The sequence below is a fragment of the Maribacter sp. PR66 genome (assembly GCF_028464205.1).
GTDB lineage: Bacteria > Bacteroidota > Bacteroidia > Flavobacteriales > Flavobacteriaceae > Maribacter > Maribacter flavus.
Genome location: NZ_JAQPCH010000002.1, coordinates 537,959 through 563,416 on the forward strand (window position 1 = coordinate 537,959; position 25,458 = coordinate 563,416).

General features: G+C 42.1%; 25 protein-coding genes. 13 read left to right on the forward strand and 12 right to left on the reverse strand.

The features are described 5' to 3' along the window. Window positions 1-34: 34 nt before the first annotated feature. Entirely contained in the window at window positions 35-571 is a 537-nt protein-coding gene (locus PP181_RS07260) for a YfiT family bacillithiol transferase (RefSeq protein ID WP_154916818.1), read from the forward strand. Between the two features lies 1 nt (window position 572). Here the strand turns inward: PP181_RS07260 and PP181_RS07265 are convergent, their stop codons facing one another. Together PP181_RS07265 and PP181_RS07270 are read right to left on the reverse strand one after the other, a co-directional pair. Continuing rightward, window positions 573-1,106 carry a GNAT family N-acetyltransferase gene (locus PP181_RS07265; protein WP_272636574.1) on the reverse strand — a complete coding sequence of 178 codons (534 nt, stop codon included), beginning with the start codon at window positions 1,104-1,106 and terminating at the stop codon, window positions 573-575. Between the two features lie 31 nt (window positions 1,107-1,137). Beyond that, on the reverse strand, window positions 1,138-1,698 hold the full coding sequence (locus PP181_RS07270) for a thioredoxin family protein (RefSeq protein ID WP_272636575.1): 561 nt from the start codon (window positions 1,696-1,698) through the stop codon (window positions 1,138-1,140). 87 nt (window positions 1,699-1,785) lie between these two features. Here PP181_RS07270 and PP181_RS07275 point away from each other — a divergent pair, with 87 nt between their 5' ends. From PP181_RS07275 to PP181_RS07285, 3 genes are all read left to right on the forward strand, one after another. After that, window positions 1,786-2,088, forward strand: coding sequence for a phosphoribosylpyrophosphate synthetase (locus PP181_RS07275; RefSeq protein WP_272636577.1), 303 nt, complete (start codon window positions 1,786-1,788; stop codon window positions 2,086-2,088). Between the two features lie 93 nt (window positions 2,089-2,181). After that, entirely contained in the window at window positions 2,182-3,117 is a 936-nt protein-coding gene (locus PP181_RS07280) for a bile acid:sodium symporter family protein (RefSeq protein WP_272636578.1), read from the forward strand. After that, a complete protein-coding gene (locus PP181_RS07285) occupies window positions 3,098-4,141 on the forward strand; it encodes a lysophospholipid acyltransferase family protein (RefSeq protein WP_272636579.1) in 1,044 nt (347 codons plus the stop codon). The genes PP181_RS07280 and PP181_RS07285 overlap by 20 nt, the downstream gene beginning before the upstream one ends. A gap of 72 nt (window positions 4,142-4,213) precedes the next feature. Here the strand turns inward: PP181_RS07285 and PP181_RS07290 are convergent, their stop codons facing one another. Continuing rightward, window positions 4,214-4,591 carry a PUR family DNA/RNA-binding protein gene (locus PP181_RS07290; RefSeq protein ID WP_138257539.1) on the reverse strand — a complete coding sequence of 126 codons (378 nt, stop codon included), beginning with the start codon at window positions 4,589-4,591 and terminating at the stop codon, window positions 4,214-4,216. A 67-nt stretch (window positions 4,592-4,658) separates the two neighbouring features. Further along, entirely contained in the window at window positions 4,659-6,410 is a 1,752-nt protein-coding gene (locus tag PP181_RS07295; protein WP_272636581.1) for an ABC transporter ATP-binding protein, read from the reverse strand. A gap of 243 nt (window positions 6,411-6,653) precedes the next feature. Between PP181_RS07295 and nusB the strand changes: the two genes are divergently transcribed. The 4 genes from nusB to PP181_RS07315 all read left to right on the forward strand — a co-directional run bounded on the left by nusB (window position 6,654) and on the right by PP181_RS07315 (window position 9,878). Beyond that, window positions 6,654-7,604, forward strand: coding sequence for a transcription antitermination factor NusB (gene nusB / locus PP181_RS07300; RefSeq protein WP_272636582.1), 951 nt, complete (start codon window positions 6,654-6,656; stop codon window positions 7,602-7,604). A gap of 43 nt (window positions 7,605-7,647) precedes the next feature. Then, complete coding sequence (locus PP181_RS07305; RefSeq protein WP_138257542.1) at window positions 7,648-8,118, forward strand: DUF1573 domain-containing protein; 471 nt, start codon at window positions 7,648-7,650, stop codon at window positions 8,116-8,118. A 29-nt stretch (window positions 8,119-8,147) separates the two neighbouring features. Then, window positions 8,148-8,435 carry a preprotein translocase subunit YajC gene (gene yajC / locus PP181_RS07310; protein ID WP_138257543.1) on the forward strand — a complete coding sequence of 96 codons (288 nt, stop codon included), beginning with the start codon at window positions 8,148-8,150 and terminating at the stop codon, window positions 8,433-8,435. Window positions 8,436-8,528: 93 nt separating this feature from the next. Beyond that, window positions 8,529-9,878 carry a Gfo/Idh/MocA family protein gene (locus tag PP181_RS07315; RefSeq protein ID WP_272636583.1) on the forward strand — a complete coding sequence of 450 codons (1,350 nt, stop codon included), beginning with the start codon at window positions 8,529-8,531 and terminating at the stop codon, window positions 9,876-9,878. An 18-nt stretch (window positions 9,879-9,896) separates the two neighbouring features. Here PP181_RS07315 and PP181_RS07320 read toward each other — a convergent pair whose 3' ends face one another. Both PP181_RS07320 and pepT read right to left on the reverse strand, forming a co-directional pair. Continuing rightward, a complete protein-coding gene (locus PP181_RS07320; protein ID WP_272636584.1) occupies window positions 9,897-10,496 on the reverse strand; it encodes a YdeI/OmpD-associated family protein in 600 nt (199 codons plus the stop codon). Window positions 10,497-10,500: 4 nt separating this feature from the next. After that, window positions 10,501-11,727: a peptidase T gene (gene pepT, locus PP181_RS07325; RefSeq protein WP_272636585.1), complete on the reverse strand. Its 1,227-nt coding sequence runs from the start codon at window positions 11,725-11,727 to the stop codon at window positions 10,501-10,503. Window positions 11,728-11,796: 69 nt separating this feature from the next. On the opposite strand from pepT, the gene PP181_RS07330 reads away from it, so the two are divergent. After that, window positions 11,797-12,243, forward strand: a complete 447-nt coding sequence (locus PP181_RS07330; protein WP_272636586.1) for a hypothetical protein — start codon at window positions 11,797-11,799, stop codon at window positions 12,241-12,243. Window positions 12,244-12,320: 77 nt separating this feature from the next. After that, window positions 12,321-13,361 carry a quinone-dependent dihydroorotate dehydrogenase gene (locus tag PP181_RS07335; protein WP_272636587.1) on the forward strand — a complete coding sequence of 347 codons (1,041 nt, stop codon included), beginning with the start codon at window positions 12,321-12,323 and terminating at the stop codon, window positions 13,359-13,361. Between the two features lie 6 nt (window positions 13,362-13,367). Here PP181_RS07335 and PP181_RS07340 read toward each other — a convergent pair whose 3' ends face one another. Then, a complete protein-coding gene (locus PP181_RS07340; protein WP_154916806.1) occupies window positions 13,368-13,790 on the reverse strand; it encodes a Dabb family protein in 423 nt (140 codons plus the stop codon). Window positions 13,791-14,127: 337 nt separating this feature from the next. Between PP181_RS07340 and PP181_RS07345 the strand changes: the two genes are divergently transcribed. Next, entirely contained in the window at window positions 14,128-14,748 is a 621-nt protein-coding gene (locus tag PP181_RS07345) for a LysE family translocator (RefSeq protein ID WP_272636588.1), read from the forward strand. A 53-nt stretch (window positions 14,749-14,801) separates the two neighbouring features. After that, window positions 14,802-15,671 carry a hydroxymethylglutaryl-CoA lyase gene (locus PP181_RS07350; RefSeq protein ID WP_272636589.1) on the forward strand — a complete coding sequence of 290 codons (870 nt, stop codon included), beginning with the start codon at window positions 14,802-14,804 and terminating at the stop codon, window positions 15,669-15,671. A gap of 28 nt (window positions 15,672-15,699) precedes the next feature. On the opposite strand, the gene PP181_RS07355 is transcribed toward PP181_RS07350, so the two are convergent. The 5 genes from PP181_RS07355 to PP181_RS07375 all read right to left on the reverse strand — a co-directional run bounded on the left by PP181_RS07355 (window position 15,700) and on the right by PP181_RS07375 (window position 23,255). Beyond that, window positions 15,700-17,922 (reverse strand): TonB-dependent receptor family protein, encoded by a 2,223-nt coding sequence (locus PP181_RS07355; protein ID WP_272636590.1) that lies wholly within the window; start codon window positions 17,920-17,922, stop codon window positions 15,700-15,702. A 201-nt stretch (window positions 17,923-18,123) separates the two neighbouring features. Further along, window positions 18,124-20,322: a PepSY domain-containing protein gene (locus tag PP181_RS07360; protein WP_272636591.1), complete on the reverse strand. Its 2,199-nt coding sequence runs from the start codon at window positions 20,320-20,322 to the stop codon at window positions 18,124-18,126. A gap of 9 nt (window positions 20,323-20,331) precedes the next feature. Next, on the reverse strand, window positions 20,332-20,817 hold the full coding sequence (locus PP181_RS07365) for a DUF2271 domain-containing protein (RefSeq protein WP_272636592.1): 486 nt from the start codon (window positions 20,815-20,817) through the stop codon (window positions 20,332-20,334). 8 nt (window positions 20,818-20,825) lie between these two features. Beyond that, on the reverse strand, window positions 20,826-22,316 hold the full coding sequence (locus PP181_RS07370) for an ankyrin repeat domain-containing protein (RefSeq protein ID WP_272636593.1): 1,491 nt from the start codon (window positions 22,314-22,316) through the stop codon (window positions 20,826-20,828). A 3-nt stretch (window positions 22,317-22,319) separates the two neighbouring features. Continuing rightward, window positions 22,320-23,255 carry a DUF6607 family protein gene (locus PP181_RS07375; protein WP_154916799.1) on the reverse strand — a complete coding sequence of 312 codons (936 nt, stop codon included), beginning with the start codon at window positions 23,253-23,255 and terminating at the stop codon, window positions 22,320-22,322. Window positions 23,256-23,354: 99 nt separating this feature from the next. Between PP181_RS07375 and PP181_RS07380 the strand changes: the two genes are divergently transcribed. Next, window positions 23,355-25,451 carry a TonB-dependent receptor plug domain-containing protein gene (locus tag PP181_RS07380; protein WP_272636594.1) on the forward strand — a complete coding sequence of 699 codons (2,097 nt, stop codon included), beginning with the start codon at window positions 23,355-23,357 and terminating at the stop codon, window positions 25,449-25,451. The last annotated feature ends 7 nt before the right edge of the window (window positions 25,452-25,458 follow it).

Consider the following 25,458-nt stretch of genomic DNA (forward strand, 5'->3'; position numbering starts at 1 on the left):
TTTGGTCTGCGTTTATGTTTTCTACATTTATGTCATGGAAAACTTAGAAGAACTGCGCTATCCCATAGGACATTTTACTTGTCCTGAAACCATTTCCAAGGAACTTAGGGATTCTTGGATCAAGGAACTGGAAATTCTACCCCAAAAGCTCCGGGCCTTGGTGATTCCCTTACATGAGGAGCAGTTGGATACGTCCTATAGGCCCCAAGGGTGGACAGTAAGACAATTGGTCCATCATATCGCCGATAGCCATCACCATAGCTACACCCGATTTAAATGGGCGCTATCCGAAGACGCACCTTTAATAAAGGCCTACGAAGAAAAATCCTGGAGCAATCTGTTCGATGCCAAAACAGCTCCGGTATCACTTTCCCTGAGCTATTTGGACGCCTTGCACGCCAAACTGGTTTATCTCTTAAAAGGATTGGATGAAGCCCAATACGAGAGTTTTTACCTTCATCCTGATGGCAACGTAAAAGTCACCGTTGCCCAGAATATCGGAAAGTATGCCTGGCATGGAAACCATCATTTAGCCCATATCCAGAATTTGATAGTTAGAAAGGGATGGTAATTTAGATACCTTTCATTAAAACGTACATGGGTTTTTCCTCTTCAATCACATTCTCAAAGGGTACTTGGCTATTGGAGACAATGGTGAAATTATTGGCAAGGTAAAACGAAAGTGCTGGGCCTTTTTGCATGGATTCCAGGAATATGGCTTTTTTAGAAAGTTTTTTGGCGATTCCAACGATAAATTGAATGCATTTAGCGCCTATACCTTTGCCCGAATACTCCTTAAGAATATAGATTTTATCCAAATAAAGCGCATCGGATTCTATATAGGTCATCATTTTTTTATCAAAGGTAATTTTTAAAATACCTACATAAGTGTCTTCCAACTGAATCAGGTATAATTGGGTATTCGTATCCAATTCCTCTTTGTCCAACACCTGTTTGGTGAAACTATATTGAATATAGGTCGATGTGTCCCCGTTTGGCCATAAATGTCGGTAATGTTGGTTATAGGCCCGCGTACCTATTTGTATATACGTTTGGTAGAGATTAGGGACCAGCTCAACAAACTTTAGGCTATCTGTTATGTGCATACGAATTTAAATGAAACACAAAATTGGACAATCAGTTCACCTTCCATTTAATGTTACATCCAATACTGGGTTTTTGAAGTTCGTCCACTTTGGTTCCGTTAATGACAGCATCCATAGCATTGGATAAGTCTTTTCCAGTAAGAGGAACGCCATTCTCTGGCCTGGAATCGTCCAATTGTCCTCTATATACCAGTGATAAATCCTGGTCGAACAAATAAAAGTCGGGTGTACAGGCAGCGTCAAAGGATTTGGCGACATCTTGGGTTTCATCGTACAAATAGGGAAAAGGATAGCCTTCTTCCTTGGCCTTTACCGTCATAAGTTCCGGCGCATCCTGCGGATAATTTTTTATATCATTACTTGAAATGGCGATAAACCCAATTCCTTTTCTTTGATAGTCTTTGGCAAGCTCTGTTATTTTTGGATTTACATGGATTACAAAGGGACAATGGTTACAGATGAACATGATTACGGTTCCTTTTTCACCTTTCAGTTGTTCAAGACTTTTCGTTTCTCCCGATACGGTATCCAAAAGACTAAATTCAGGGGCTTTTGTGCCTAATTCCAACATATTACTTGGTGTTCTGGCCATGACAAACTTTTTTTCAAAGTTATAAAATCTTAAAATGTTGCGAATGGCATAATCTATTGGTAACTTATAGAAACTTAAAATCAGCACATGGAAAAATCATATATATCACTATCAGAAGCCATAAATGACTTAAAAAAGGAGGGGTATACGGAGGACTTTAATCTTTGCGATGCCGGTATAGAGAATAAGGCAAAAAAGAGAATCCACACGGCTGTGGACCTCAATGTTGTCAAATACTATAGATTTGAGGGTGAGACCAATCCAGACGATAGCACCATTCTTTATGTTATAGAAACCAGCAACGGAGGAAAAGGACTCTTGGTAGATGCCTATGGCGTTTATGCGGGAAATGTTTCTAGGGAAATGATAGAAAAGCTCAGGATTCAATAGATATATCCTTAAAAAGGGAAATCTAGCTTTTTAACGCTATTTTAGTATATTGCTGTCTTGTCCGCTAAGCGGATTGATTTTAATCTTTATTACTTGACAGAAGCTACCCTGGATAGTGTCCAAATAAATTTCGATAATGAGGCCCTTTGGCTCATGAACATTGTGTTGGCCTTGGTGATGTTTGGGATTGCCCTTGAAATATCGTTAAAGGACTTTAGACAATTATGGGTGAATCCCAAGCCTGTATTCGTAGGGGTTGCAAGTCAGTTCCTTCTTTTGCCAATAATTACGTTTTTATTGGTTTTCCTTTTAAAACCGTACCCAAGTGTGGCTTTGGGCATGTTTATGGTCGCGGCTTGCCCAGGAGGTAATATTTCCAACTACATTACCCATTTGGGAGGCGGTAATACGGCATTATCGGTTTGTCTTACGGCCATCGCTACGCTATTGGCCATAATCATGACACCTCTCAATTTGGAATTTTGGGGTTCTTTATATGGACCTACTTCTTCCATACTCAATTCCGTGGCGATAGCACCTTTTGAAATGGTCAAACTGGTGGCCTTGTTATTGGGTATTCCCTTACTCCTTGGTATGGGTCTGAATCATTGGAAACCGCTCCTTGCGTTACGAATGGCCAAATTTTTTAAGGTATTTTCCCTTGTGTTCTTTATTTTTTTGGTCTTCTTGGCCTTGTTCAATAATATTGATGTCTTTTTAGAGTATGTTCTTTACATTTTTTGGCTTGTGCTGCTCCACAATTTACTGGCTTTTATGGGAGGATATGGCATTGCGAAGGCCTTTAATTTGGACACTCAAAATACAAGGTCTATTACTATCGAAACCGGAATTCAGAATTCAGGGCTTGGATTACTGTTGATATTCACTTTTTTTGAAGGTTTGGGCGGGATGGCTATTTTAGCGGCTTTTTGGGGAATTTGGCATATGGTTTCCGGTTTGCTCCTGGCCACTTTCTGGAACATGAGACCCATAAAAGATAAAAACTTGCATGAAGAACCTTCTTTATAATTTGGTAAAGGTCTATATAAAAACCGGCCTTCATTCATATCATAAAAAAATAGTAGTTTTTGGTCTTGAAAATGTACCCTTGGACAAACCGGTCATGTTTCTGCCCAATCATCAAAGTGCCCTTATGGATGTTTTGTTGATTGCGGTGGACTGTAATCGGAAACCCTATTTTTTGACTCGTGCGGATGTATTTGGAAAGCCCTTGTTGAATAAAATATTCAAGTTCTTTCAAATGATTCCTGTGTACCGAATCCGTGACGGCAGGAGTTCCCTGAGTAAAAACAATGAAGTCTTTGACAAATGTTCCCAAATTTTGGGGCAGGGAAAGGCACTGGTAATGTTCCCGGAAGCAAACCATAACCTTAAAAGAAGGGTTCGGCCCCTGAGCAAGGGATTTACAAGAATTGTTTTTAGGGCCTTACAACAGCATCCGGAAATCGATTTGCAGATTGTTCCCGTGGGTCTGAATTATTTGGATGCGACCGGTTTTCCGGATTCCGTAGCGGTTTATTATGGAACGTCCATTAGCGCCAGGTCATTATTCGAAGAAGCGGATATCCAGAGATCCGAAAAAAGGACAAAATCCGCCGTTTCAAATGCCCTAAAAAAACTTACCACACATATTGCATCCGAAGAGGATTATGATACGATTCTGGAATATTTGGCAAGCAAAAAAATATCCTTTTTGAGGCCCAGGAAGGTCAATCAAGAAGTTTCAAAATTTGAATTAACAGTAATACCAAGCGGTCAAACTTCAATTTCGAAACAAAGGCTCAATATCTTCAAGGTGCTAATTGCCCTTATTAATTTCCCTATGTGGCTTTTATGGAAATTCATTGTAAAACCTAAGGTATGGGAGGCCGAGTTTACCGGTACTTTGCGTTACGCAACGGCGCAAGTGGGCTTTACGGTCTATTTCCTAGTTTTATTTTTGGTTATTTCCTTTTTGGTGAATGTAAAACTTGGTCTTTTGATCGTAGGAGGAATTTTTTTACTGAACAGGATACTGGTTAAGTTCGCTTAAATGTTTTTGGAAAACGACCTAAAATAAATACGACCCTTAACAAGGGTCGTATTTATTTTTCTGAAGAAGTGTTTAAATGTCGTCAAAACTTACATCCGTAAAACTGCCACTTGAACTTGAATCGTTGGCAGTACTTGTTTCCTCGTCCTCCTTCTTAAAATCCTTTTGATGTCTTTCAGAGATAACCTCCTGTCCCTTTTCATCGATGATAAAATCCATCATTTCCTCGACATTTTCCTTAAAGGCTTCAAAATCTTCTTTGTACAGGTAAATCTTGTGTTTCTTGTAGTGGAAGGAACCATCGTCATGTGTAAATTTCTTACTTTCCGTAATCGTTAGATAATAGTCGCCGGCTTTCGTGCTTCGTACATCAAAAAAGTACGTTCTTCTACCTGCTCTTAAAACTTTAGAGTGAATTTCCTCTTGATCCATTAAATCTCTTTCGCTCATTTCCTAATTATATTCTATGGTTAGTCTACCAAAAATGGAAAAAAAATAGTTATTCGGCAACAAAATTTTAGTTTTCTTTATTCGATAGCTGGTTCTTATAAAGCTCTTGGTAATAGCCATGTACCGCGTTTAATTCGTCATGCGTTCCTTCTTGAACCAGCCTGCCATCATCCAAGACCAAGATTTTATCGGCGTTCTTTGCAGATGAAACCCTGTGACTTACAATTAGGGTAGTCTTTTCCTTGGAAACTTTTTTCAGGTTGGTGAGGATTTCTTCCTCCGTTTCAGTATCCACGGCCGAAAGGCAATCATCGAACAAATAAATCTTTGGGTTTTTCAATAGGGCCCTTGCTATGGAAACCCGTTGCTTTTGGCCACCGCTCAAAGTGATTCCCCGTTCCCCCAAAACTGTATCATATTTTTTGGAAAACCCCATGATGTTCTCATGTACGACCGCCTCCTTTGCAATGGAAATGATTTCCTCGTCCGTTGCGTCCACTCTTCCGAATTTGATGTTGTTCTTGATGCTATCGGAAAACAAAAAGGCATCTTGGGGAACGGCACCGATCGCCTGTCTTAAACTGGTAGTGTCATAGACTTGAATAGGCTTCCCGTCTATTTGTATTTCCCCGGATGAGACATCGTATAATCGGGCTACCAAATCCAAAATTGTAGATTTTCCGGAGCCTGTTTTACCTAAAATTGCAATGGTTTCTCCTGGATTTATAGTAAAAGATACTTGCTTCAAGGCATTGATTTCGGTATCCTCGTACGTAAAACTGACATCCTTGAACTCTATTTTGCCTGCAACATTTTTGAGTTCCAGACTTCCATTTTTCAATTCGGATTTTTGGTTCAAAAACTCGTTGATTCTTTTCTGACTGGCTTCGGCAGTTTGCACAATGGATGTAAGCCATCCCACGATGGCCACTGGCCACGTAAGCATATTGACGTAAAGAATGAATTCAGCAATAAGTCCTACACCAATTTTCCCGTTCAAATACTGTACACCACCTATATATATAACAAGAATATTGCTTATGCCAATTAGCAGAATCATTAGCGGAAAGAACCATGCGTTGACACGTGCCAAGCTCATACTTTTGTCCTTGCCCTCGTTAGCCAGGACCTTTAATTCTTGATTGGTCTGTGGCTCCAAGGTATAGGCCTTTATGACGGAAACCCCTGAAAACGTCTCTTGGGTAAATGTGGAGAGGCTGGATAGATATTGCTGAACAATGGTGCTCCTTTTGTGAATTACCTTACTGATTTTATAAATAAGTACGGACAATATGGGTAGCGGTAGTAGTGTGTAGGCCGCCAGGGTAGGTGCCTTAATGAACATGAGTGGTACCAGGCATACGAACAGCGTTAGCGTCTGAATACCATACATGATAGCGGGTCCTGCATACATGCGAACCTGATTTACATCTTCGCTGATACGGTTCATCAAATCACCGGTCCTGTTCTTTTTATAAAAGTTGAGGCTTAGCTTTTGGTAATGGTCAAAAATCTCATTTTTAAGGTCAAATTCTATATAGCGGGATACGTTGATGATGGTTTGCCGCATTAAAAATGTGAAAAAACCAGACAACAAAGCTGCACCCACAATTATTAAAATATACTCCAAAAGCAAGGAGGTGGCCTCCGTTTTGGGAAGTTCAGCGTCCAAAAACTGCTCTACCACGGTAATTATCTTGTTCACATAGGATGGCATCACCAATTGAAATACCCTTGCGATGATGGTTATAAGAATCCCCACGAAGAGTTTAAGCCAGTATTTTTTAAAGTATTTGTTGAGGTGCCTAAGTTCCTTCATGAAGTGTTTGGGTCGTAGTTTTAAGTTTTCAAAGATAGGTTTTTTGACCACGATTCAACTGTTATATAATTCCTAAGTTGGGCTAGTATTTAATTAAAGGGCATCCCAATTGACAGAATCTAGGTATTGCATTGGAATTTAGGAAAAGGAAAGTTGTAAAATTAGCTTCAAATGGTTTGGTTGCGACTTAAATAGATCCGTACTTTTGCCCAGAAATTATTCATCAATACAAAAGTTCTTTACATGCTTACAAGAAGGCATATTAGAGTAAAAGTGATGCAGTGTATTTACGCCCTTATCCAATCCAAGGATGATTCACTTCAAAAACAGGAGAAATTTTTAGCGGTAAGCATAGAGAATACCTACACACTTTATCTGCTTTGGCTAAGTCTTTTAATCGAGATTCAACAAAAAGCTTCGGAACAATTGAACCTCTCCTCAAAAAAGTATCTTTCCGATGAAACAGATAATAAGTTTCCCAACAAGTCAAAGTTCGTAAACAACGGATTGCTGCTTCAGATCAAGGATAACGCCTTGGTCAAAGAGGAGCTTTCCAACAGGAAATTGGACAATTGGTACTTGAACGAGGAATATGTTAGGCTTATTTATAAATCCATCATTGAGAGCGAAATCTATAAGGAATACATGGCAAAACCGAATGGAAGCTATGAACAGGACAAAGACTTTATAATTTCCTTATTCAAGGAGGTGGTCGCACCCAACGACAAGATTTACGATTATTTTGAGGACAATAAACTAACTTGGGTTGACGATTTGCCCATTGTAAATACCTTCTTGGTGAAACAATTTAAAAAGGTAAAACCTAACCAAAACCCTAAATTCTTTCTTCCCAAACTGTTAAAGGATCAGGAGGATATGGACTTTGCCAATAAATTGCTGAAAAAAACGTTGTTGAAAAACGAGGTGTTGGAAAAGGAAATCGAGGGCAAGACCCCAAACTGGGATAAAGACCGTATTGCAGATGTCGATTCGATATTATTGAAGATGGCCATTTGCGAACTGCTCAATTTTCCTTCCATACCGGAGCGTGTCACCATAAATGAATATTTGGAAATAGCGAAGGAATATTCCACTCCAAAAAGTAGCATTTTCATCAATGGTATTTTGGACAAGCTTGTTAAGGAATATAAAAAGGAAGGAAAGCTTAATAAAATGGGCCGTGGCCTGTTATAAAAAAATATTTTCTAATTTTGTTTCAATCTAAAAAAAATCAATAATGAAAAAAGTAGTTTTTGCCGCAGGCGTAGTTGCAATGTTCGCATTCACTTCATGTAAGGAAAATGCTTCCAGTAAAATTAAATCCGATAATGTGGCCGAAGCCGCTGTTAGGGACGAGGCCGCCAAGGCAGTTCCGGTGATGACTTTTGAAAAGGCCGAACATGATTTTGGTACCATTGAACAAGGAACGCCTCAGGAGACTTCCTTTAAATTCACCAATACAGGTAACGCCCCCCTAATCATTACTGATGCAAAGAGTAGCTGCGGCTGTACAGTGCCAAACCCACCAAAAGATCCAATTGCACCGGGAGAGTCCAGTGAATTGGTCGTCAAGTTCAACGGATCAGGACAAAACCAAGTAACAAAAACCATTACGGTTACTGCAAATACTGAAAAAGGTTCTGAACTTTTAAGGATAAAGGCTTTTGTGAATCCAAAAGGGGCCGCTCCGCTTGGACCAGTAAAATAAATTGGATTACATAAATTAAGAATATTTATATGGGTGATATTGGACAGTTTCTTCCAATGATTTTGATTTTTGTGGTAGCTTATTTTTTCATGATAAGACCACAAATGAAGAGACAAAAGGACGAGAAGAAATTTGCTGCGGAGTTAAAACGTGGAGATAGGGTAATTACAAAGAGCGGATTGCACGGTAAGGTCGTTGAATTGAACGATAAGGATTTTTCCTGCATTTTGGAAACAATGGCCGGAAAGCTTAAATTCGACAGGTCTGCCATTTCTATGGAAATGAGCAAAAAGCTAAATGCTCCCGAAAAGAAATAACCTTACCTCATGAATAAATTGAAAAGCACCAAAGAAAAATTGGTGCTTTTTTTTGTTTAAAATTCCTATATTCAAGCAACAAAATTAAAGGACATGTTTGGTAATAGAAGAGAATTTATTAAAAAGAGTACAGCAGGTTTGCTCGTATCAGGAGCTACATTTATGTTTCCCATGGAGCTTTTGGCGGCCATGAGAAAGAAAGTTGGTCCCAATGACACCGTAAATGTGGGGCTCATAGGTTGCAATGGTATGGGGTTTTCGGACCTTTCGTCGTTTCTTAAAATGAGCGACACCAATGTTATTGGTCTATGCGATGTAGATGAAGCCGTATTGCAAAAGCGTACTGCCGATTTGGAAAAGGCCGGTATCAAAAAGCCCAAATGGTACAAGGACTATAGAAAACTGTTGGAAAATAAGGATATTGATGTGGTAATTATTGGAACGCCGGACCATTGGCATTGTTTGCAATTGACCGATGCATTACAGGCAGGTAAGGATGTTTACTGTGAAAAGCCCATTGCCAATTCCGTTCAGGAGGCGAATATCATGTTAAACTATGTTGGGGCCAGCGATCGCATGGTACAAATAGGGCAATGGCAGCGTAGCCAGCCCCATTTTGTGGATGCCATTGATTTTGTGCATTCCGGTAAATTAGGCGAAATCAGGTTGGCAAAGGCCTGGGCCTATCAAGGTTGGATGAAACCCGTGCCCATTGTACCGGATGGTACCGCTCCTGCAGGGGTTGACTATGATATGTGGTTGGGGCCCGCCACCCAAAGGCCCTTCAATCCAAATCGTTTCCACTTCAATTTTAGATGGTTCTGGGATTACGCAGGTGGCCTTATGACGGACTGGGGCGTACACCTGATCGATTATGCCTTGTACGGAATGAAGGCCAGCACACCTAAGTCCGTAATGGCTTTGGGAGGGAAGTTTGCCTATCCGGATGATGCCTCTGAAACTCCCGATACCCTACAAACAGTTTATGAGTACGATGGATTCTCGATTTTATGGGAACATGCCACAGGGATAGATGGAGGTAACTATGGAAGGAACCACGGAATCGCATTTATTGGAAACAATGGGACTTTGGTATTGGACAGGCAAGGTTGGGAAGTGATTCCCGAAACGGAGTTCCAAGGTTGGGGCAAGGATGGTATTCCTAAAATGGAAGCCATGAAGTTCGATAATGGCGGTCAAAGCGGGTTGGACCTACATACCCAAAACTTTATAGAGGCCGTAAAGAGTAGGGATGCTTCCAAGCTAACTGCACCGATCAAGGTAGGCTATGATGCCGCTTTGGTGTCTCACATGGGTAACGCGGCCTTTAAAACAGGTAACCGAATTTATTGGGACGATGCATCCGGTAAGTTCAAGAACGAGGAAGCGAATCAATACTTGATGGCCAACTACCAAAATGGCTGGAAACTGCCCATGGTCTAACTGCTTCATGGTAAATGGTTAACGGTATTGGTCGTTGAGACCCTTACCGACTGAAATCATAGGAATAATTTTGGCCAATCTGGAAATTTTCGTCTTTTCCATTTTGGCCTCATTTATATACAAAGCATAATCCCGCTGTTTTGCCTGTGAAAGGGCGTCAAAGGCTTTTTTTGCTTCGCGGTTTTTGTTCAGCTCCTTTTGAAGTAATTCCGGTAAAATGAGTTCGGCGGTTTGTTTCTTTTTTATGGGTGTTATCTCAATTCCTTTTTTCTGATTTGCAATAGCTGCGTCAATATATTCTTTAATCTTTTCGGCATCTATTTCGTCCGCACTATTAAATTTCCAATGGCGCATAGCTTTGGTCTTGCCTTCTTGTACATTCTCCAGAACATTATAGGGGTCTTTGAGGAGACCGCCATTAAAGAACCAAAGGGCAAAGTGATTTTTAAATTTCCCAATGGCCACTACATTCTTGTTATCCAAGGTGTAGGTAGGAAAACTCCATTTGTAGGTTTCTTCCAATCCCGATTCCAAAATTAGGCTCCTTAATCGTAAAACGGGCGAATTAAAAATATGTTCCTCTGAAAAGAATACATCCAGTTTTTCTGATATTTCCATGATCTCAGCTTTTGGTAGCTGTAAGTTCGCAAATTTTAACGATTACGGCCACGGCCTTCTCCATACTTTCCACCGGAACATACTCGTACTTGCCGTGAAAATTATGTCCCCCGGCAAAAATGTTGGGGCAAGGTAGGCCCATAAAGCTCAGTTGGGAACCATCCGTACCGCCACGGATCGGTTTAATAATTGGCGTTATACCAACGGATTCCATGGCCTCCTTGGCAATTTCAACAATATGAAAAACGGGTTCTATTTTTTCCTTCATATTGAAATATTGGTCCTTTATTTCCAAAGCAACGGCATCTTTATGGACGGCATTGAGTTGTGAAACGATATCCTGCAGAAGTTGTTTTCTTTCCTCAAAACGGGGTTTGGAATGATCCCGAATGATCAATTGGATCTCCGCATGTTCAATTTCACCCTGCACGTGGTGCACATGAAAAAATCCTTCCCTGCCCGAAGTTTTTTCGGGAACCTCCGCTTCGGGTAGCATGGAGATGATTTTATTGGCGATGAGCAATGCATTGACCATTTTGTACTTGGCATAGCCGGGATGGACACTTTTTCCCGCGACACTGATTTTTGCACTTGCGGCGTTAAAGTTTTCGTATTCCAGTTCCCCTATTTGGCTCCCGTCCATGGTGTAGGCCCAGTCGGCACCAAATTTTTCCACTTCAAAATAATGGGCGCCCCGGCCAATTTCCTCATCGGGCGTAAACCCAACTTTTATCGTTCCATGTTTTATCTCCGGATGGTTGATAAGATATTCCATGGCCGTTATGATTTCGGTGATTCCCGCCTTGTCATCGGCACCAAGCAGCGTAGTTCCATCGGTAGTGATGAGCGTCTGTCCTTTGTATTGTAGTAAATCATCAAAATAATCCGGGGATAGAACAATGCCCTTTTCAGGATTCAGCACAATATCTTTACCATCATACTCCTTGATGATCTGTGGGTTTACATGTGTCCCTGAAAAATCAGGCGAAGTGTCAAAATGGGATATAAAGCCAATGATGGGTATCTCGTAATCCAGGTTGCTGGGAAGTGTCGCCATGATGTAGGCCCTTTCATCGATGTATACATCGGTCATCCCAATTTCCTTTAATTCACTTACAAGTTTGTGTGCCAGATCCCATTGTTTTTGGGTGCTTGGAGTGGATTTGGAGTTTGGGTCGCTTTGGGTGTCTATCTTCACATAATCCAAAAAACGTGACATTACGTCTTTCATATCTTCGGTTTTTATCCAAAAATAGCTTTTATATTGTATTTTCGTCATCCGTTAATAATCTATGTTTCCATGCGGTTTCTAGCTTTTAAGACCTTTCTTTTGGTTCTGATTTCCTTTTCGGTTAGGTCCCAGGCAGATTGTCTTCTGGGGGTGGGAATCACTGAAAACGATTCGCTCGCGGATATTTTCCAGATGAACGATGTTCAAAAACAGGAGCTTTTGAATCTATCGGCCGAGTTGAAATATAGAAATGAGATATTGAACGTTCAGCTTGAAAATGTTTATAATAGGCACCCACAAAATACGGTGGAGGAATTGAATCAATTGGCTTTAAAGTACCTCAATGTCATGGATTCCATGCAGTCGGTTCAGTCCATGATAGACAAAAAGTTACTCGCATTATTGAATCCGAAACAGTACCAATTATATTTGGATCTTTGTCATGAAGCCTCCCGTTCCCCTTTTGTGATAACACCAAAAGTGTATTCCGATAGCATTCCCCCAAAACAGAAATAGGCAGGGTTGAATTTTAAGGGGATGACATCAGGACTATAAAGTTCGCACTTTGTATTTTTGCAAAAATCCAACCCAAGATGTATAAATCGGTAATACGGCCAATCCTGTTTTTATTCGACCCTGAAAAGGTCCATCATTTTAGCTTTGCGTTGATCAAAATCATTTCAAAAGTGGGATTATTAGGGCTACTGAAACCAATCTTCACCTTGGAGGACGAACGATTGGAGCGCGAGGTTTTCGGCCTTAAATTTAAAAATCCGGTTGGTCTGGCCGCAGGATTTGACAAGAACGCCGTCCTTTACAATGAACTTTCGGATTTTGGTTTCGGGTTTGTGGAAATAGGGACGTTGACACCAAAACCGCAGGACGGAAACCCTAAAAAGCGGTTATTTCGCTTGAAGGCAGATAGTGCCATCATCAACAGGATGGGCTTTAACAATGAGGGTGTTTTTGAGGCGGTGGAGCGATTGAAAAACGAGCATAGGGTCTTGATCGGGGGTAACATCGGTAAAAACAAGGTCACACCCAACGACGAGGCCATTAAGGATTACATGATTTGTTTTGATGCCCTATTTGATTATGTGGATTATTTTGTGGTGAATGTAAGCTCACCAAATACCCCGGGCTTACGGGAACTTCAGGATAAGGAACCCTTGACAAGGCTTTTAAGGGAATTGGAAGTGACCAACAAGAAGATGGCTACCGATAGGTCCGTTAAACGTAGACCAATTTTATTGAAAATCGCTCCGGACCTTACCAACAACCAACTCTTGGATATCATCGATATTGTGGCCGATACCAAAATAGATGGGGTAATCGCCACCAATACGACGGTCGAGCGAAAAAACCTCAAATCCCACGGACTGCTCTTGGAAGAGGCCGGTGGCCTTAGCGGTAAGCCCTTGAAGGATAAAAGTACCGAGGTCATCCGGTTTTTAGCGGAACGTAGTAACAAAGCCTTCCCAATTATTGGGGTAGGGGGCATCCACGCACCACAGGACGCCTTGGAAAAACTACGTGCGGGGGCCGACTTGGTCCAATTGTGGACCGGATTTATTTATGAGGGACCCATCTTGGTCAAGAAAATAAACCAAGCGATCCTAGCGGAAGAGGTTTAGAAGACTTTAGTTGGAAGTCCAATAATCCATCACGTGCACATCGTCCAAATGCGGGCCTAGGACGGCCCCAAAGGCCTTATGATCAGGATGTGGTAGATAAATGGCCCTATCCTCCTCGCTTTTAAAGGACAAAAAGAACACATGGGTGAAACCTTTGTCCAAACCTTCCGGACTATTGTTTATGCCCCATTCGTATCCCGCAATTTGGGGTATCTTGGAAGGCAGGGCATGGAAGGCATCTTCTACTTTTTTAATATTCTCGGCAGAAGTTCCATCCTTGAATTTAAAAAGTACCACATGTCTAAGGATGCTGTCGTTGGCCTGTACCATAGTGTTTTCCGTAATTGTGTTTGTATTGTTGTTGTTGAAGCTGTAGCTGAAAAAGGCTATAACTACAAGTGTTACTAAAGATAGTATTGATTTTTTCATTTATTATTCTTGAGGTTGATGAATCTGTATTTGAGCATTTGTTTAACTACTGATTTGGATTTTCAATAAATTTCTCTCGATGAAGGTTTTATTGAATCCAAATTTTGAACAAGATATAAAAAATCGGTTAGGGTATCATATCATTTCCAATTTAAGAAGGTGTCAATTTACTTGTTCATTTTCCCTTTGCCATCAATGTGAAAATAGCAAAGAGCCCGGGCTATTTACAATCTTCACGGCTTCAGCAAAAAAAAAGCAAAAGCATAAATTTTGGCACACTCCTAAACCAGAACTGGTATTATTTGTATTTTTCAACGATGGAGAAAAAAGGGAAAATTTGAATTATTCCGTACTGATTGCTTTTTCATTGGCGACGGCCGCACTTGCCATCTCACCGGGACCCGATAATATTTTTGTCCTGATCCAAAGTATGGTCAACGGTAAAAAGTACGGTCTGGCCACCGTGGCCGGACTGATGACGGGTTGCTTGGTGCATACCACGTTGTTGGCTTTTGGTGTTTCCGCGGTCATTAAGGATAACCCAAACGTGTTTTACGGCATAAAGGTTTTTGGGGCCTTATACTTGCTTTACCTAGCTTTTAAGGTGTTTAGGAGCAATAGTGATATTTCATTGAATAACAACGGAAGCAAAAAGAAAGGTCTGTTTTCCTTATTCGAACAAGGTTTTATTATGAATGTTTTGAACCCAAAGGTCACCATATTTTTCCTTGCCTTTTTTCCAGGTTTTCTTTTTTCCGATGATATCAGTACCGTAGTCCAGTTTTATATACTCGGTTTTCTTTTCATTTTCGTGTCCTCCTTGGTGTTTGGTGGCATTGCGTTTTTATCCGGTAGTATAGGAACCTTGGTTCAGAAGAATGAGGTTATTGGCGTGGTATTAAAATGGCTGCAAATAGTAGTTTTTGTTGGCTTGGCAGTTTATTTGTTGCTGGGTTAAGTCTTTGAGATGTTTGTAGGTATTCTTCATCATTCAATTTGTATTTTTACAATATGTCCAACACCAAGGTAAAGCTAATAGAATGCCCAAGGGATGCCATGCAAGGTATCAAGACTTTCATTCCTACGGATGAGAAGGTGCGCTATCTGCAGTCTTTATTGGGCTGTGGTTTTGATACGTTGGACTTCGGAAGTTTTGTCTCACCAAAGGCGATACCCCAAATGGTGGATACGGCCGAGGTATTGTCCAAATTGGACCTCTCAAGGACCAAGAGCAAATTATTGGCGATCATTGCCAATGTCCGGGGGGCGGAGGATGCTGTAAAGCATACTGAAATCGATTATTTGGGATTTCCCTTTTCCATATCGGAGAACTTTCAGATGCGGAACACGCATAAGACCATTGCCCAATCGGTAGAAACGCTCCAGGAGATTTTTAATATTGCCGATGCCGCCAACAAAGAGGTGGTCACCTACATTTCTATGGGTTTTGGAAATCCGTACGGGGATCCATGGAATGTGGAAATCGTAGGGGAATGGACGGAAAAATTGGCCTCCATGGGTGCCAGGATCCTCTCCCTTTCCGATACCGTGGGAACTTCGGATCCAAAGAATATCGAATACCTGTTCTCCAATTTAATACCCAAATATCCGCTCATAGAGTTTGGGGCACACCTGCACACTACCCCCACTAAATGGCATGAAAAGGTGGATGCCGCCTACAAGGCCGGCTGTCGTAGGTTTGACGGGGCCGTACAGGGTTTCGGCGGTTGTCCCATGGCCAAGGACGAGCTAACCGGTAATATGCCTACCGAAAAATTGTTATCCTACTTGACGGCGCAAAAAGCGGAGACCAACGTAAACTGGATGGTATTTGAGGCCGCTTACAACAAGGCAACGGAGCTATTTGGTAAATACCACTAGCATAAAATGCTCGGTTTCATCCATCAATTTAGTACCGTAGTTCCAGACCACCAAAAACGCCAAATGGCATACCGGGTCTTAGGCCGGCAGGTACACGGGCTACCGCATACCTTTCATCCAAAAGGTTCATTGCATTGGCAGTTATCGTGATATGATCGTTGTAGCGAAATTTAGTTCCCAAATCCAAAACTATGTTGGAATCGACCTTCTCATTGGCGGGAATGGAACCCGTTCCCGCTTTGGTCCTGAACGCTCCGTTAAAACGTCCGTTTAGATGGACTTCAAATTTTTTATACTCGATACTGGCAGCGGCATTTAATTGGTGTTTTGATAAATAGGGCAATTCATCCCCTTTGCTTACCGTACCCCAGATATCGTTTTCACTACCAAAACTATTCTGGAATTCCGTGTCCGTAAAGGTATACCCCAAAGTAATGGGTATGGAGATATTTGTATTGGATGACGACAGATCGTAGTTTAATAGTACTTCAATGCCTTGAACAATAACTTCTCCCGCATTGAATTGGTCCAAGGAACCTGTACCGCCGGTTGCTGCGAGATCACTTCCCAAAAGATTGCTATAGTCATTGTAAAAACCGACCAACTCCCCAGAGAGGCCTGAGTACGTAAAACGTGTACCCAATTCATAATTCACACTTTCCTCCGGTTTTTCCCCAACCTGATTGCTTGGAGGGGAAAATCCTTTGTGAATACCCCCAAAAAGGGATACATTATCAAAATTATAATTGAATCCGATGCCTGGTATAAAAACATCTACTTTATTTTCCCGTGTGGAAATGTTTGTACCTGAACGTTCCGGATCGCTACTCCCGTAATCTGTTCTTCCCAATTGAATATTTTCATATCGAATACCGGGGGTAAGTGTTAGGTTCTTGTATTTTAGCTTGTAAAGTGTATAGGTGGAAAAAGCACGCGCATCACTAATTCTATTTGCGTCCGTTCCTGCCAAACGATTGGTAACGAGTTCCATAATGCCATTGGTTATCCCGTAATCATCCACCCATTGAAATCGGTCTTCATCATCATAGTGGTAACGCATTCCCAACTCGAAATCGTGCACCGAACTAGAGGTACTCCAACGGTGGTTCAGTTTTGTTTGAATACCCGTGGATAGATATTCCCTATTGTTGGCTTTGACGGCAATGACATCATTATTCGTGGTATTTGAGTTTCCACTAATGACATCATAATATGCCTGTAGGTCGACCGGGTTTTCAATAATATTGGCGATACTTTGTCGCTCACCATTTACCGTTACATTATCTACTTTGTACCAGTTTCGGTTGAAATCATTGAGGTAGGCGGTAGTAGTAAGTGAGGTATTTTTGCCCAATCCAAGTACGTGGGTCAACATAAACTGAAGGTGCTCCGTATTCATTTCATCCCTTTGTGAGCCCGCGTACCGTCTAAAAGGGTTTAGGGAAAAGTCGGTCTCAGTAAGTCCCAAATATGTTTCGTTGGAATCTTCATTGGAATATTGGAACTTCAATTCAACGGATTGCGGAACTTTGGCATCGGCATTGGAATTGACCCTAAATTTTGCGACCAGGTCATTTTTATCAAAGCCCGTATTCTCTCCATTGTCCAAATCTTTGAAACCATTGGAATTATAGTTCAGGTATTCAATGGCATATCCAAAGTTTTTTTTCGTATCCCCTACCTGGGTATGGATTCGGCCACTGTTGAAGCTTCCAAAGCTCGAATTTAAAAAGATGCCAAAACTGTCCGGCACCTCCGTGGAAATCATATTTAATGCCCCTCCGGTAGTGTATGGGCCATATTGCACCTGACTACTACCTTTGAGTATCTCTACGGCCTGCATGCGGCCTATGGTGGGGAAATAATATGCCGAGGGAGCGCTATACGGAGCAGGTGCAATGAGAACACCATCTTCCATGAGTGTGATTTTAGAACTTCGCTCAGGAGAGGTACCCCTTAGACTGATGTTGGGTCTAAGGCCAAATCCATCCTCCTCGTAAACGTTTACTCCCGGTACCCCTCGAAGTGTTCGATTGATATCGGTATAATTGAATTTCTTGATTTCCTTGGGAGAAATGTAAAAAGCCGATCCTGTTCTATTCTTTGCCTCGAATTTACTACCTAAAATGGCATTGGCTTTTAGGGTAACCTCGTTCAAATGGATGGAATCCATAGTTGTAGTCTGTGTTGGCTGTTGCCCTTTCAAGAATATACTTAGTAAGAGAATGGGGATAGCGATGCACTTTTTCATTTTAATTAGACTTATTCAAAATAATTTGGGCAAATGTATTGGGTTCTATTCTATTTGCAAAACTTATTTAGAACAAATAAAAATAAATTTGACTTCTATTCCTTGAATGATTTACCAAAGGCTTTTGGGGTTTACCGGGAACAACTTGCCAATCCATCAATATGGTTTTTTTTAAGGAAGTGAGCCTATGCGACGTAGTATTTAATAACAATCCATTTTCAATTGCCCCTTGGCTTCAAAATCGCATAGGGACGTAGCGAGGTGTTCCAAGGTACTTTTTTCAAGAATTTCCAGTACATCTTTCTGCATACGTAATGCCCCACAAATCATGACGACCGCACCGTTTTTTAGGCTTTTGGAAATGAATTGGGAATCTCGTTTCACAAGGTCCTGGACATACGTATTGGAACCTTCGGTACGTGACAGGGCCACTTCTAGGGTCTTTAGTTTTCCGGCACTTTTGAGATGCTCCAAATAGGGGGTGTAGATTTCTAGGGAGGTTTCGTATCGGCCACCCCAATACATGTGAATCGGAATTTTCCTATTGTTTTCCGCAATGATTCCCAAAAAGGGGGCAATACCCGTACCATTAGAAATACAGATAATCTCCTTCGCCTTTTTTGGAAAATGGAAATGGGGATTTGCTTTAATGCCAGCTTTAAGGTTTTCCAAGGGTTTTAGAGAATCTAGGTAATTTGAAACGATACCAAATTCGTGTTTCTTGATGCTCAGTAGCATTTCCTGGCCTAGTTTGGCAATGGAAAACCACCTGGGGATTCCATCCTCCGTGGGTCTGTATTCCAACAAATCCCCAGATTGGAACTTGGCATTGCCTTTTGCTTTGAGTCGGATTAAAAAGGTATCGTCCCTATTGGGTTCGATTTTGGATACCACTTCAAATTCATGCAGTTTTGGAATTTTATTTTTGATGCCCATTGCCGGAAGTTCCAAATGCTCCCCAGTCGCTTTGCTCCATTGTATGGCCCATTCCCTAAAGGCATCATAGAATTGATTGTCGATTTTATAAAGGGGAATCGTTTGCTCAAAACCGGATGTTGCAGCCAGTCCTTTTTCAACATCGATGGCGTATTTGCAATAGTTGGGATAGAGGGTGGAGCCAAAACCGATGACAGCATATTTCAACGGATATGGCTGTTGTACGGTCTCCAATAAATCCATAAACTTTCGGGCATTGGTGGGAGGGTCCCCTTCCCCGTAGGTCGCCGTCAGGATAATTAGATGTTCCGCTTTTTTAAATATTTTATACTCATTGAGCTGACAAACAAGCACTTCCTTCCCCAATTTGTTCAATGCTTTTTCAAGTAATTTGGCGAAGCCGAAAGTCGTCCCGGTTTCGGAGCCTACCAAAATGACATGCGAACAAACATCGGCATTTTTATGGTCAAATTTTACCGAGTTTTGGATGCGTTTACGCCACATCACAAAACCCGAGTAGATAAAAAACAGTAGGGAGGCACTGGCCAGTAATAACACCAAAGACCATAGCATAGAACCTTGTCCCGTGTGCAAGGTCAGGCTTAGTTTGCTTGCCAAGAATGTGAACGGATATGGTTTTTCGCTTAAAATTTCGCCCGTATATTGGTGGATATAGATTTCCTTGTCATTGAGTGCAACCTCAAAATAATCCTCGGGAAAAGGGGTGAAGGGAAAATTTACGTTTCGTACATCGGCCAAGGAAATTGTTTTGAAAATGTCCAATTCTTGGGGCCTTACCGATTCGTCCGCGTCTAAATCGGGATTAACCCTTTCATGAACAACGAGCGTGCTGGGAAGCAAGGAGAATTTTTCAGCGGATAGAAATGCTCCTGTCGCGGCCAAAATGAGAATCGGAACCAGAAACCATCGACCCAAAATGACATGGTATCGCAATTCAAAATAATCCTTGTGGACCTTGGAAAATAATTTTGAAATGCCTCCCTGTCTTTTTATGATAAGTACCACGCCCGTTATTGCAATAAGACAAAGTAAAAAAGAAACCAGGCCCACGAAAAATCGACCTACGCTTTTTAAAAAGAGGGAGCGGTGCAGGTTCGTCGTAAATTGAAAAATAGGATGTTGCGGGGACGGTTCGCCCAGATACTCACCAGTTTTGGGATGGATGTATAGCCGTTTTCCTTCGCCATCGTTGGTAAGTACATCGGCAAGGACAAAATCGTTTGCATCCACTTCAATGCTCATAACCTCCTCGTACTCCGCTTGAAGTGAACCTAGAGTTTCGGCCAGGGTCACTTCCGATAACGCTACGGGATTATAGGGTTTCAAGACTCCCTGTATAGGCTCAAAAGCCAATATAATCCCAGTTATGGATGCCAAAATCAAAAAAAGGCCCGTGGATAGGGCCAAAAGTAAGTGACTATACCTCCAAATAGAGATGGTCATACACGTATTTTATTGTTGAATCATTCGTACATATCGGATAAAGCCCTTGCCTTCCTTTTTGGCCGATAGATTTTCCGTGGTAAGGTCAAACTCCAGATCGTCCTTATAATATTCCTGGTCCTCTACGGCGGATTCAAATCGGATTTTGTATCCAGCGTCGATTTTATCCGTCGGGATGTTCAAAACGGTCATTTTGCGTTGCCCGCCCGTAACGGTCTCACCCACTATAGCATCGAGGTTAGGCCGTCTGATACCATAAATTTGCTTCCACCATTCTTCCAGGTCACGGTACCATTCATTATCATCGCCCTGAACGTACAAGGTTTCTTGATACTTGCCATTACCGTCCAAAATGGACACCACGATGTAGGCTCCTTCGCCTACGTAATTGGTGAGCTGGATCATACATTTATAGGAGGTGGTTTCAGTAGCTTTGCCAAAGGCCAGTAGGGCTAAACTGACGATAGTCATTATCGGGATAAAAAACTTTTTCATTCTTTAAATTATATTTTTAAAAAATCCAACGCTACGTTGTGCTTTTGTAACAATTCGTTTTCGTTCGCCAGATCGTAGACCGTTTCTTCAAATTCGGTTTTTGCACTCACGTCCGCCCCCATGGAAATCAGATACTTTAACATGTCTTCGTTATCGGATGACATTGCGGCAAAGTGAAGTGCAGTGATTCCATCCTCATTTTTTTGATTGACATCGATTTCCAAATCCTCCAATCGCTTTAAGAGTGCCAAGTTGTTGGCCTTGGCCGCAAGATGTAAGAGCGTGTTACCATGGCCCTGCTTTTCGGTCATAGTTAGTCCGGCTTCTTGAAGTAGGTTCCACTTTTTTTCAAACGGGGCGGTATTTTGGGGGTTGTAATTTTGAATCAGGTAATAGACAAGAGAATTCCCGTCGGTATCCAATGCGCTTGCGTCTGCACCACGTTCCAATAGGAAATCGACCACCTCGGCACTATTCCTTTCCACAGCCATCATTAGCGCATTTCTACCTTTGTCATTGGTTAAATCCATATCCTCCACATGTTTTGCCAAAAGCTCAACAACCTCAAGGACGTTTCCGGATGCAGCGATCATAAATGGGGTTTGGCCTTCCTTGTCCTTCAAATTTGTTGAAACCCCCGATGCTATAAAATGTTCGAACAAGGGAAGGTCCTTATTCCTTCCTGAAATTATATGCAGCAGGTTTTTGCCTTCTTTGTTTACAAGTTGGTTGGAAAGACCAAGACCTCCCAAATATTCAAAGACCTCCTTGCCGTTTTGATTCCTACGTGTTCCTCTGGCAGCCATAAAGAGGGCATTCTCTCCATCAGTAGTTACTTTTTTATAATCCAGTCTATTTTCTGCCAAGGTCTTTAGCAGGGCGATATTCCCGCCACGGGAGGCATACTGGAAGACCCCGTTACCAGTATCGTCCGCACTGTTTAGCGGTAGCCCTTTATCCATAAAATATTGGAGCAACTCAAAAGTATCAGCTCCAGAGGATGCCAGTAACAAAGCGTTTGCACCGTTGTGGGTGGTCGCTTTTACGTCCGCTCCATTTTCAAGAAGGGCATCAAAAATTTGGGTATCCGTTACTCCAGAATTAGCAGCAAAGTTGATTACGGAATAGCCATGGGCGTCCACTGCCGCGGCATCAGAACCCTGGTCGAGTAGGTATTTGACCAATTCCAGGTTTCCTGCGTACGCGGCCCAGTGCAGGTAAATTCTGCCATCATGGGTCAATTTAGCAACACCGTTACCTTCTTTGGCGATGATATGTGCCATGGTTTTGGTATTTACCTTTTGTAAAATGGCGTAGGTGGGACCATCAAAATAGGCGGCGTTACGCTCCGTAATGTCGTGTCCTTCCTGTATCGTAGCCTCAACCTCTTGTATGGAAGGATTATTGTTCCAATATTCCCTTTTCAAAAAAGGGTTTTCCTGTGCTGCCAAACCCAAACAAAATGCTGCCGTGAAGATGGCACTTAAAATGTTCTTCATGACTTATTTGCTTTTAAGGGCTACTTTGGAATTTTCTTCTACGACGAAGGAATCTATGACCGCTCCAATTTTATCGGCACTTGAAACTTCATCTTCGAACAAGTGCTTGTAAAGTACCTTGTTGTCCACCTTTTCCTTTAACACCAAATCGGTTTCTTTTGCGAACACCTCGTCCCATTTGTCACGGACCATGGCCCATTTGCCATCATTCGCGATCCACCAATCGGCCGCAGCTTTACAGCGTGCATCTGGAACCTTTACATAGGTATTGTAGCCTTTTTCCTTGGCCAAGATGAAATCGGCCTCTCCATCCTTACGGACTATTTTGGAATTGTCTTGATCGTGCACCCATCCATCGGAGGTAATTTCATGTCGGTTACCGCGCATGGTGAGGTTGTAATCGCCCCGGGTCGTGTATTCCCTTCTGGGCAATGGGGCAGGTGTTGTGTTTTCCCAATAACTGGTTCCATCCACATGCACCCAAGAGGCACTCCCTTCATACCTTGGACTGTCGTCTACCTGATAGACTTTTTGTGTCCACTGTCCCGCGACTTCATTTTTAGGTTTTTGGGTGTAGTTCCATTCGTTATCACCATTGTATAAATAGAAATCCGTGTTTTCATACAACCAATCCTGTCTCCAGTGTTTTACGATCATGGGTTCTGCTGGATTGCCTACCTGTAGAATATGCTGAATTACGATCTTGTCGTCTTCATCAGTTACCAATTGGGCCCATTCCAGACCTTTATCCACCTTTGTCTTGGAAGGTTTGTACAAGGAATCCTGACTGTAATTAAAGGTTTCGGCAAAGTTGAAGGTTACTTCAAAACAGCCGCACATCTCCTTTATGGATTCTTGGTCCTTCTCCTTTTTGGTCTGGGCAAAAACGCTCGCTCCCACCAGAACGAACATTACGGTAAACAACTGTACTCTTTTCATTTTTTATAGATGTTAAAGTTTAGGATTCGTTGATTTTTTTATTCAGTTTATTTAGACTGATTTAAAATAATAATTATTTTTGAGCCAAATTTATACAGAATGAGTCTAAATAAAAATAATTTAACGTTAATTTTTTTCACGCTTTACCTAACATTCACCATAGGACAGGTGGAAGAAAGAAGAGACTCCATTCTGACACAAGATTTGGAGGAGGTAGTAGTCACAGCTACCAGAACGGTTAGACAATTATCCTCACTGCCCTTGCCGGTAACCTTGATTCCTAAAACCCAATTGGAGCAAACAGGGGTTACTCGGTTAGACGAGATTTTGAACGAACAAACGGGAATCATCATGACTCCCGATGCCACCGTTGGCGGGGGCGAAGGAGTACAAATACAAGGAATTGCCTCGGATTACGTATTGGTTTTGATCGATGGTGTTCCCGTAGTGGGGCGCAGTTCTGGCAATTTGGATCTGAGTCGGTTTGCCATTGGCAACATCAAGCAGATCGAGGTGGTCAAAGGCCCCTCTAGTAGTCTCTTTGGTTCCGAAGCCCTTGGGGGCGTCATCAATATTATTACTGAAAAGCCTTCATCAGAGAACATCAGCGGACAGCTAAGCCATCGCATGGCCACGTTCAACCATCATAACAGTAATTTTAGCATCAACCAACGTAAGGAGGACCTTGGTTATTCCTTTTTTGTGGATAGGCTCAGCACGGATGGTTATGACCTAGCCTCCGGTGATGTAGGGCAGACGGTAAATCCTTTTGACAACTATACGTTGAGCGGCCGCCTTTTCTACGATGCATCGGAAAAACTTGATTTCTTCGTCTCTGGCCGATTCTTTCATCAGGACTTTGACATAGCCCCCAGTACCAGCATGGAACAGGATTTAAACCTATTGGTACGGGCTAATCACGACCCTTCTTCCAAAACGAATCTACAATATGAACTTTACTATACCAATTATATAACCGATGAGGAATCGTTGGATATTTTGACCGATGAGGTGCTTTTGGCGAACGACTTCAATCAGAAACTGTTCCGTCCAGAGGTAAGGTTTAACCAAAAATTTGGGGAAAACACCTTTACACTGGGCGTAGGGGGCAATTTGGAAACCTTACAGCGAAACCTTTTCGCCAATAACGTTTCCTTTTTTTCGCAATATGTCTTTTCCCAGTATGATTTTACGCCTTTGGAAGGCCTAAATGTGATTGCGGGCATTCGGTTTGACAATCACAGCGAATACAATTCCCAACTGAGCCCTAAACTTTCGGCGCGGTATGAAATATCGCCAAGCCTTGCCGTCAAAGGTTCCGTGGGCAGCGGTTTCAAGGCCCCGGATTTTAGGCAGTTGTACCTCGATTTTACCAATGCATCGGGTGGGGGGTACTCTGTTTTTGGCAAGGAAGTGGAAGCACAGGGCATTCAGCGATTGCAGGAAAATGGTGAGATTGCCAATTTGGCCGTAAACCCTGCCCAATTGGGTCAACGGCTCAATGCGGAAAGTTCCATTGGATATAATTTGGGCATGACCCTAAAATCGGGAAAATTAACGACCGAGGTCAACCTGTTCCGCAACGATTTCACGAATCTTATCGACACCCAAATCCTTGCCTCCAAGACCAACGGTCAGAACGTTTTTGGCTATATCAATCGGGAACGGGTGTACACGCAGGGACTTGAAACCGATATTAAATTCAACGGCATTAAAAACCTGAGTCTTTCCGGTGGATATCAACTACTATTCGCCTATGATAAGGACCAGGAAGATGCCTTAGTACAAGGGAACGTTTTTGCGCGCGACCCGGAAACCCTACAGACCGTGCGTTTGGAGCGAAGCCAGTACTTTGGTCTGGAAAACCGTTCCCGCCACACCTTTAATTTCAAGGTATTTTATGAAATCCCAAAATGGGATGCCAATGCCAATTTAAGGGTCGTTTATAGGAGCAAGTTCGGACTTACCGATAGAAACGGGAACGACCTTCTGGACGATTTTGACAACAGTTTTGTGGACGGGTATTCCTTGGTGAACCTATCCTTGGGAAAAACCCTCTTCAAGCATTACCAGCTACAGTTGGGAGCCAACAATCTTTTGGACTTTAAGGGGAGCAACCCCCTCGCTTTACAGGATAACGAGGTTCTGATAAATCCTGGTATTCAATTATTCACTCGATTAAACATTACATTTTAAATTTAGA

Excerpts from the sequence above, each read along its gene's own strand:
- PP181_RS07260 (WP_154916818.1), top strand. The coding sequence starts at position 35 with ATGGAAAACTTAGAAGAACTGCGCTATCCCATAGGACATTTTACTTGT.
- PP181_RS07265 (WP_272636574.1), bottom strand. The coding sequence starts at position 1,106 with ATGCACATAACAGATAGCCTAAAGTTTGTTGAGCTGGTCCCTAATCTC.
- PP181_RS07270 (WP_272636575.1), bottom strand. The coding sequence starts at position 1,698 with ATGGCCAGAACACCAAGTAATATGTTGGAATTAGGCACAAAAGCCCCT.
- PP181_RS07275 (WP_272636577.1), top strand. The coding sequence starts at position 1,786 with ATGGAAAAATCATATATATCACTATCAGAAGCCATAAATGACTTAAAA.
- PP181_RS07285 (WP_272636579.1), top strand. The coding sequence starts at position 3,098 with ATGAAGAACCTTCTTTATAATTTGGTAAAGGTCTATATAAAAACCGGC.
- PP181_RS07290 (WP_138257539.1), bottom strand. The coding sequence starts at position 4,591 with ATGAGCGAAAGAGATTTAATGGATCAAGAGGAAATTCACTCTAAAGTT.
- PP181_RS07295 (WP_272636581.1), bottom strand. The coding sequence starts at position 6,410 with ATGAAGGAACTTAGGCACCTCAACAAATACTTTAAAAAATACTGGCTT.
- nusB (WP_272636582.1), top strand. The coding sequence starts at position 6,654 with ATGCTTACAAGAAGGCATATTAGAGTAAAAGTGATGCAGTGTATTTAC.
- PP181_RS07305 (WP_138257542.1), top strand. The coding sequence starts at position 7,648 with ATGAAAAAAGTAGTTTTTGCCGCAGGCGTAGTTGCAATGTTCGCATTC.
- yajC (WP_138257543.1), top strand. The coding sequence starts at position 8,148 with ATGGGTGATATTGGACAGTTTCTTCCAATGATTTTGATTTTTGTGGTA.
- PP181_RS07315 (WP_272636583.1), top strand. The coding sequence starts at position 8,529 with ATGTTTGGTAATAGAAGAGAATTTATTAAAAAGAGTACAGCAGGTTTG.
- PP181_RS07320 (WP_272636584.1), bottom strand. The coding sequence starts at position 10,496 with ATGGAAATATCAGAAAAACTGGATGTATTCTTTTCAGAGGAACATATT.
- pepT (WP_272636585.1), bottom strand. The coding sequence starts at position 11,727 with ATGAAAGACGTAATGTCACGTTTTTTGGATTATGTGAAGATAGACACC.
- PP181_RS07330 (WP_272636586.1), top strand. The coding sequence starts at position 11,797 with ATGCGGTTTCTAGCTTTTAAGACCTTTCTTTTGGTTCTGATTTCCTTT.
- PP181_RS07335 (WP_272636587.1), top strand. The coding sequence starts at position 12,321 with ATGTATAAATCGGTAATACGGCCAATCCTGTTTTTATTCGACCCTGAA.
- PP181_RS07340 (WP_154916806.1), bottom strand. The coding sequence starts at position 13,790 with ATGAAAAAATCAATACTATCTTTAGTAACACTTGTAGTTATAGCCTTT.
- PP181_RS07350 (WP_272636589.1), top strand. The coding sequence starts at position 14,802 with ATGTCCAACACCAAGGTAAAGCTAATAGAATGCCCAAGGGATGCCATG.
- PP181_RS07355 (WP_272636590.1), bottom strand. The coding sequence starts at position 17,922 with ATGAAAAAGTGCATCGCTATCCCCATTCTCTTACTAAGTATATTCTTG.
- PP181_RS07360 (WP_272636591.1), bottom strand. The coding sequence starts at position 20,322 with ATGACCATCTCTATTTGGAGGTATAGTCACTTACTTTTGGCCCTATCC.
- PP181_RS07365 (WP_272636592.1), bottom strand. The coding sequence starts at position 20,817 with ATGAAAAAGTTTTTTATCCCGATAATGACTATCGTCAGTTTAGCCCTA.
- PP181_RS07370 (WP_272636593.1), bottom strand. The coding sequence starts at position 22,316 with ATGAAGAACATTTTAAGTGCCATCTTCACGGCAGCATTTTGTTTGGGT.
- PP181_RS07375 (WP_154916799.1), bottom strand. The coding sequence starts at position 23,255 with ATGAAAAGAGTACAGTTGTTTACCGTAATGTTCGTTCTGGTGGGAGCG.
- PP181_RS07380 (WP_272636594.1), top strand. The coding sequence starts at position 23,355 with ATGAGTCTAAATAAAAATAATTTAACGTTAATTTTTTTCACGCTTTAC.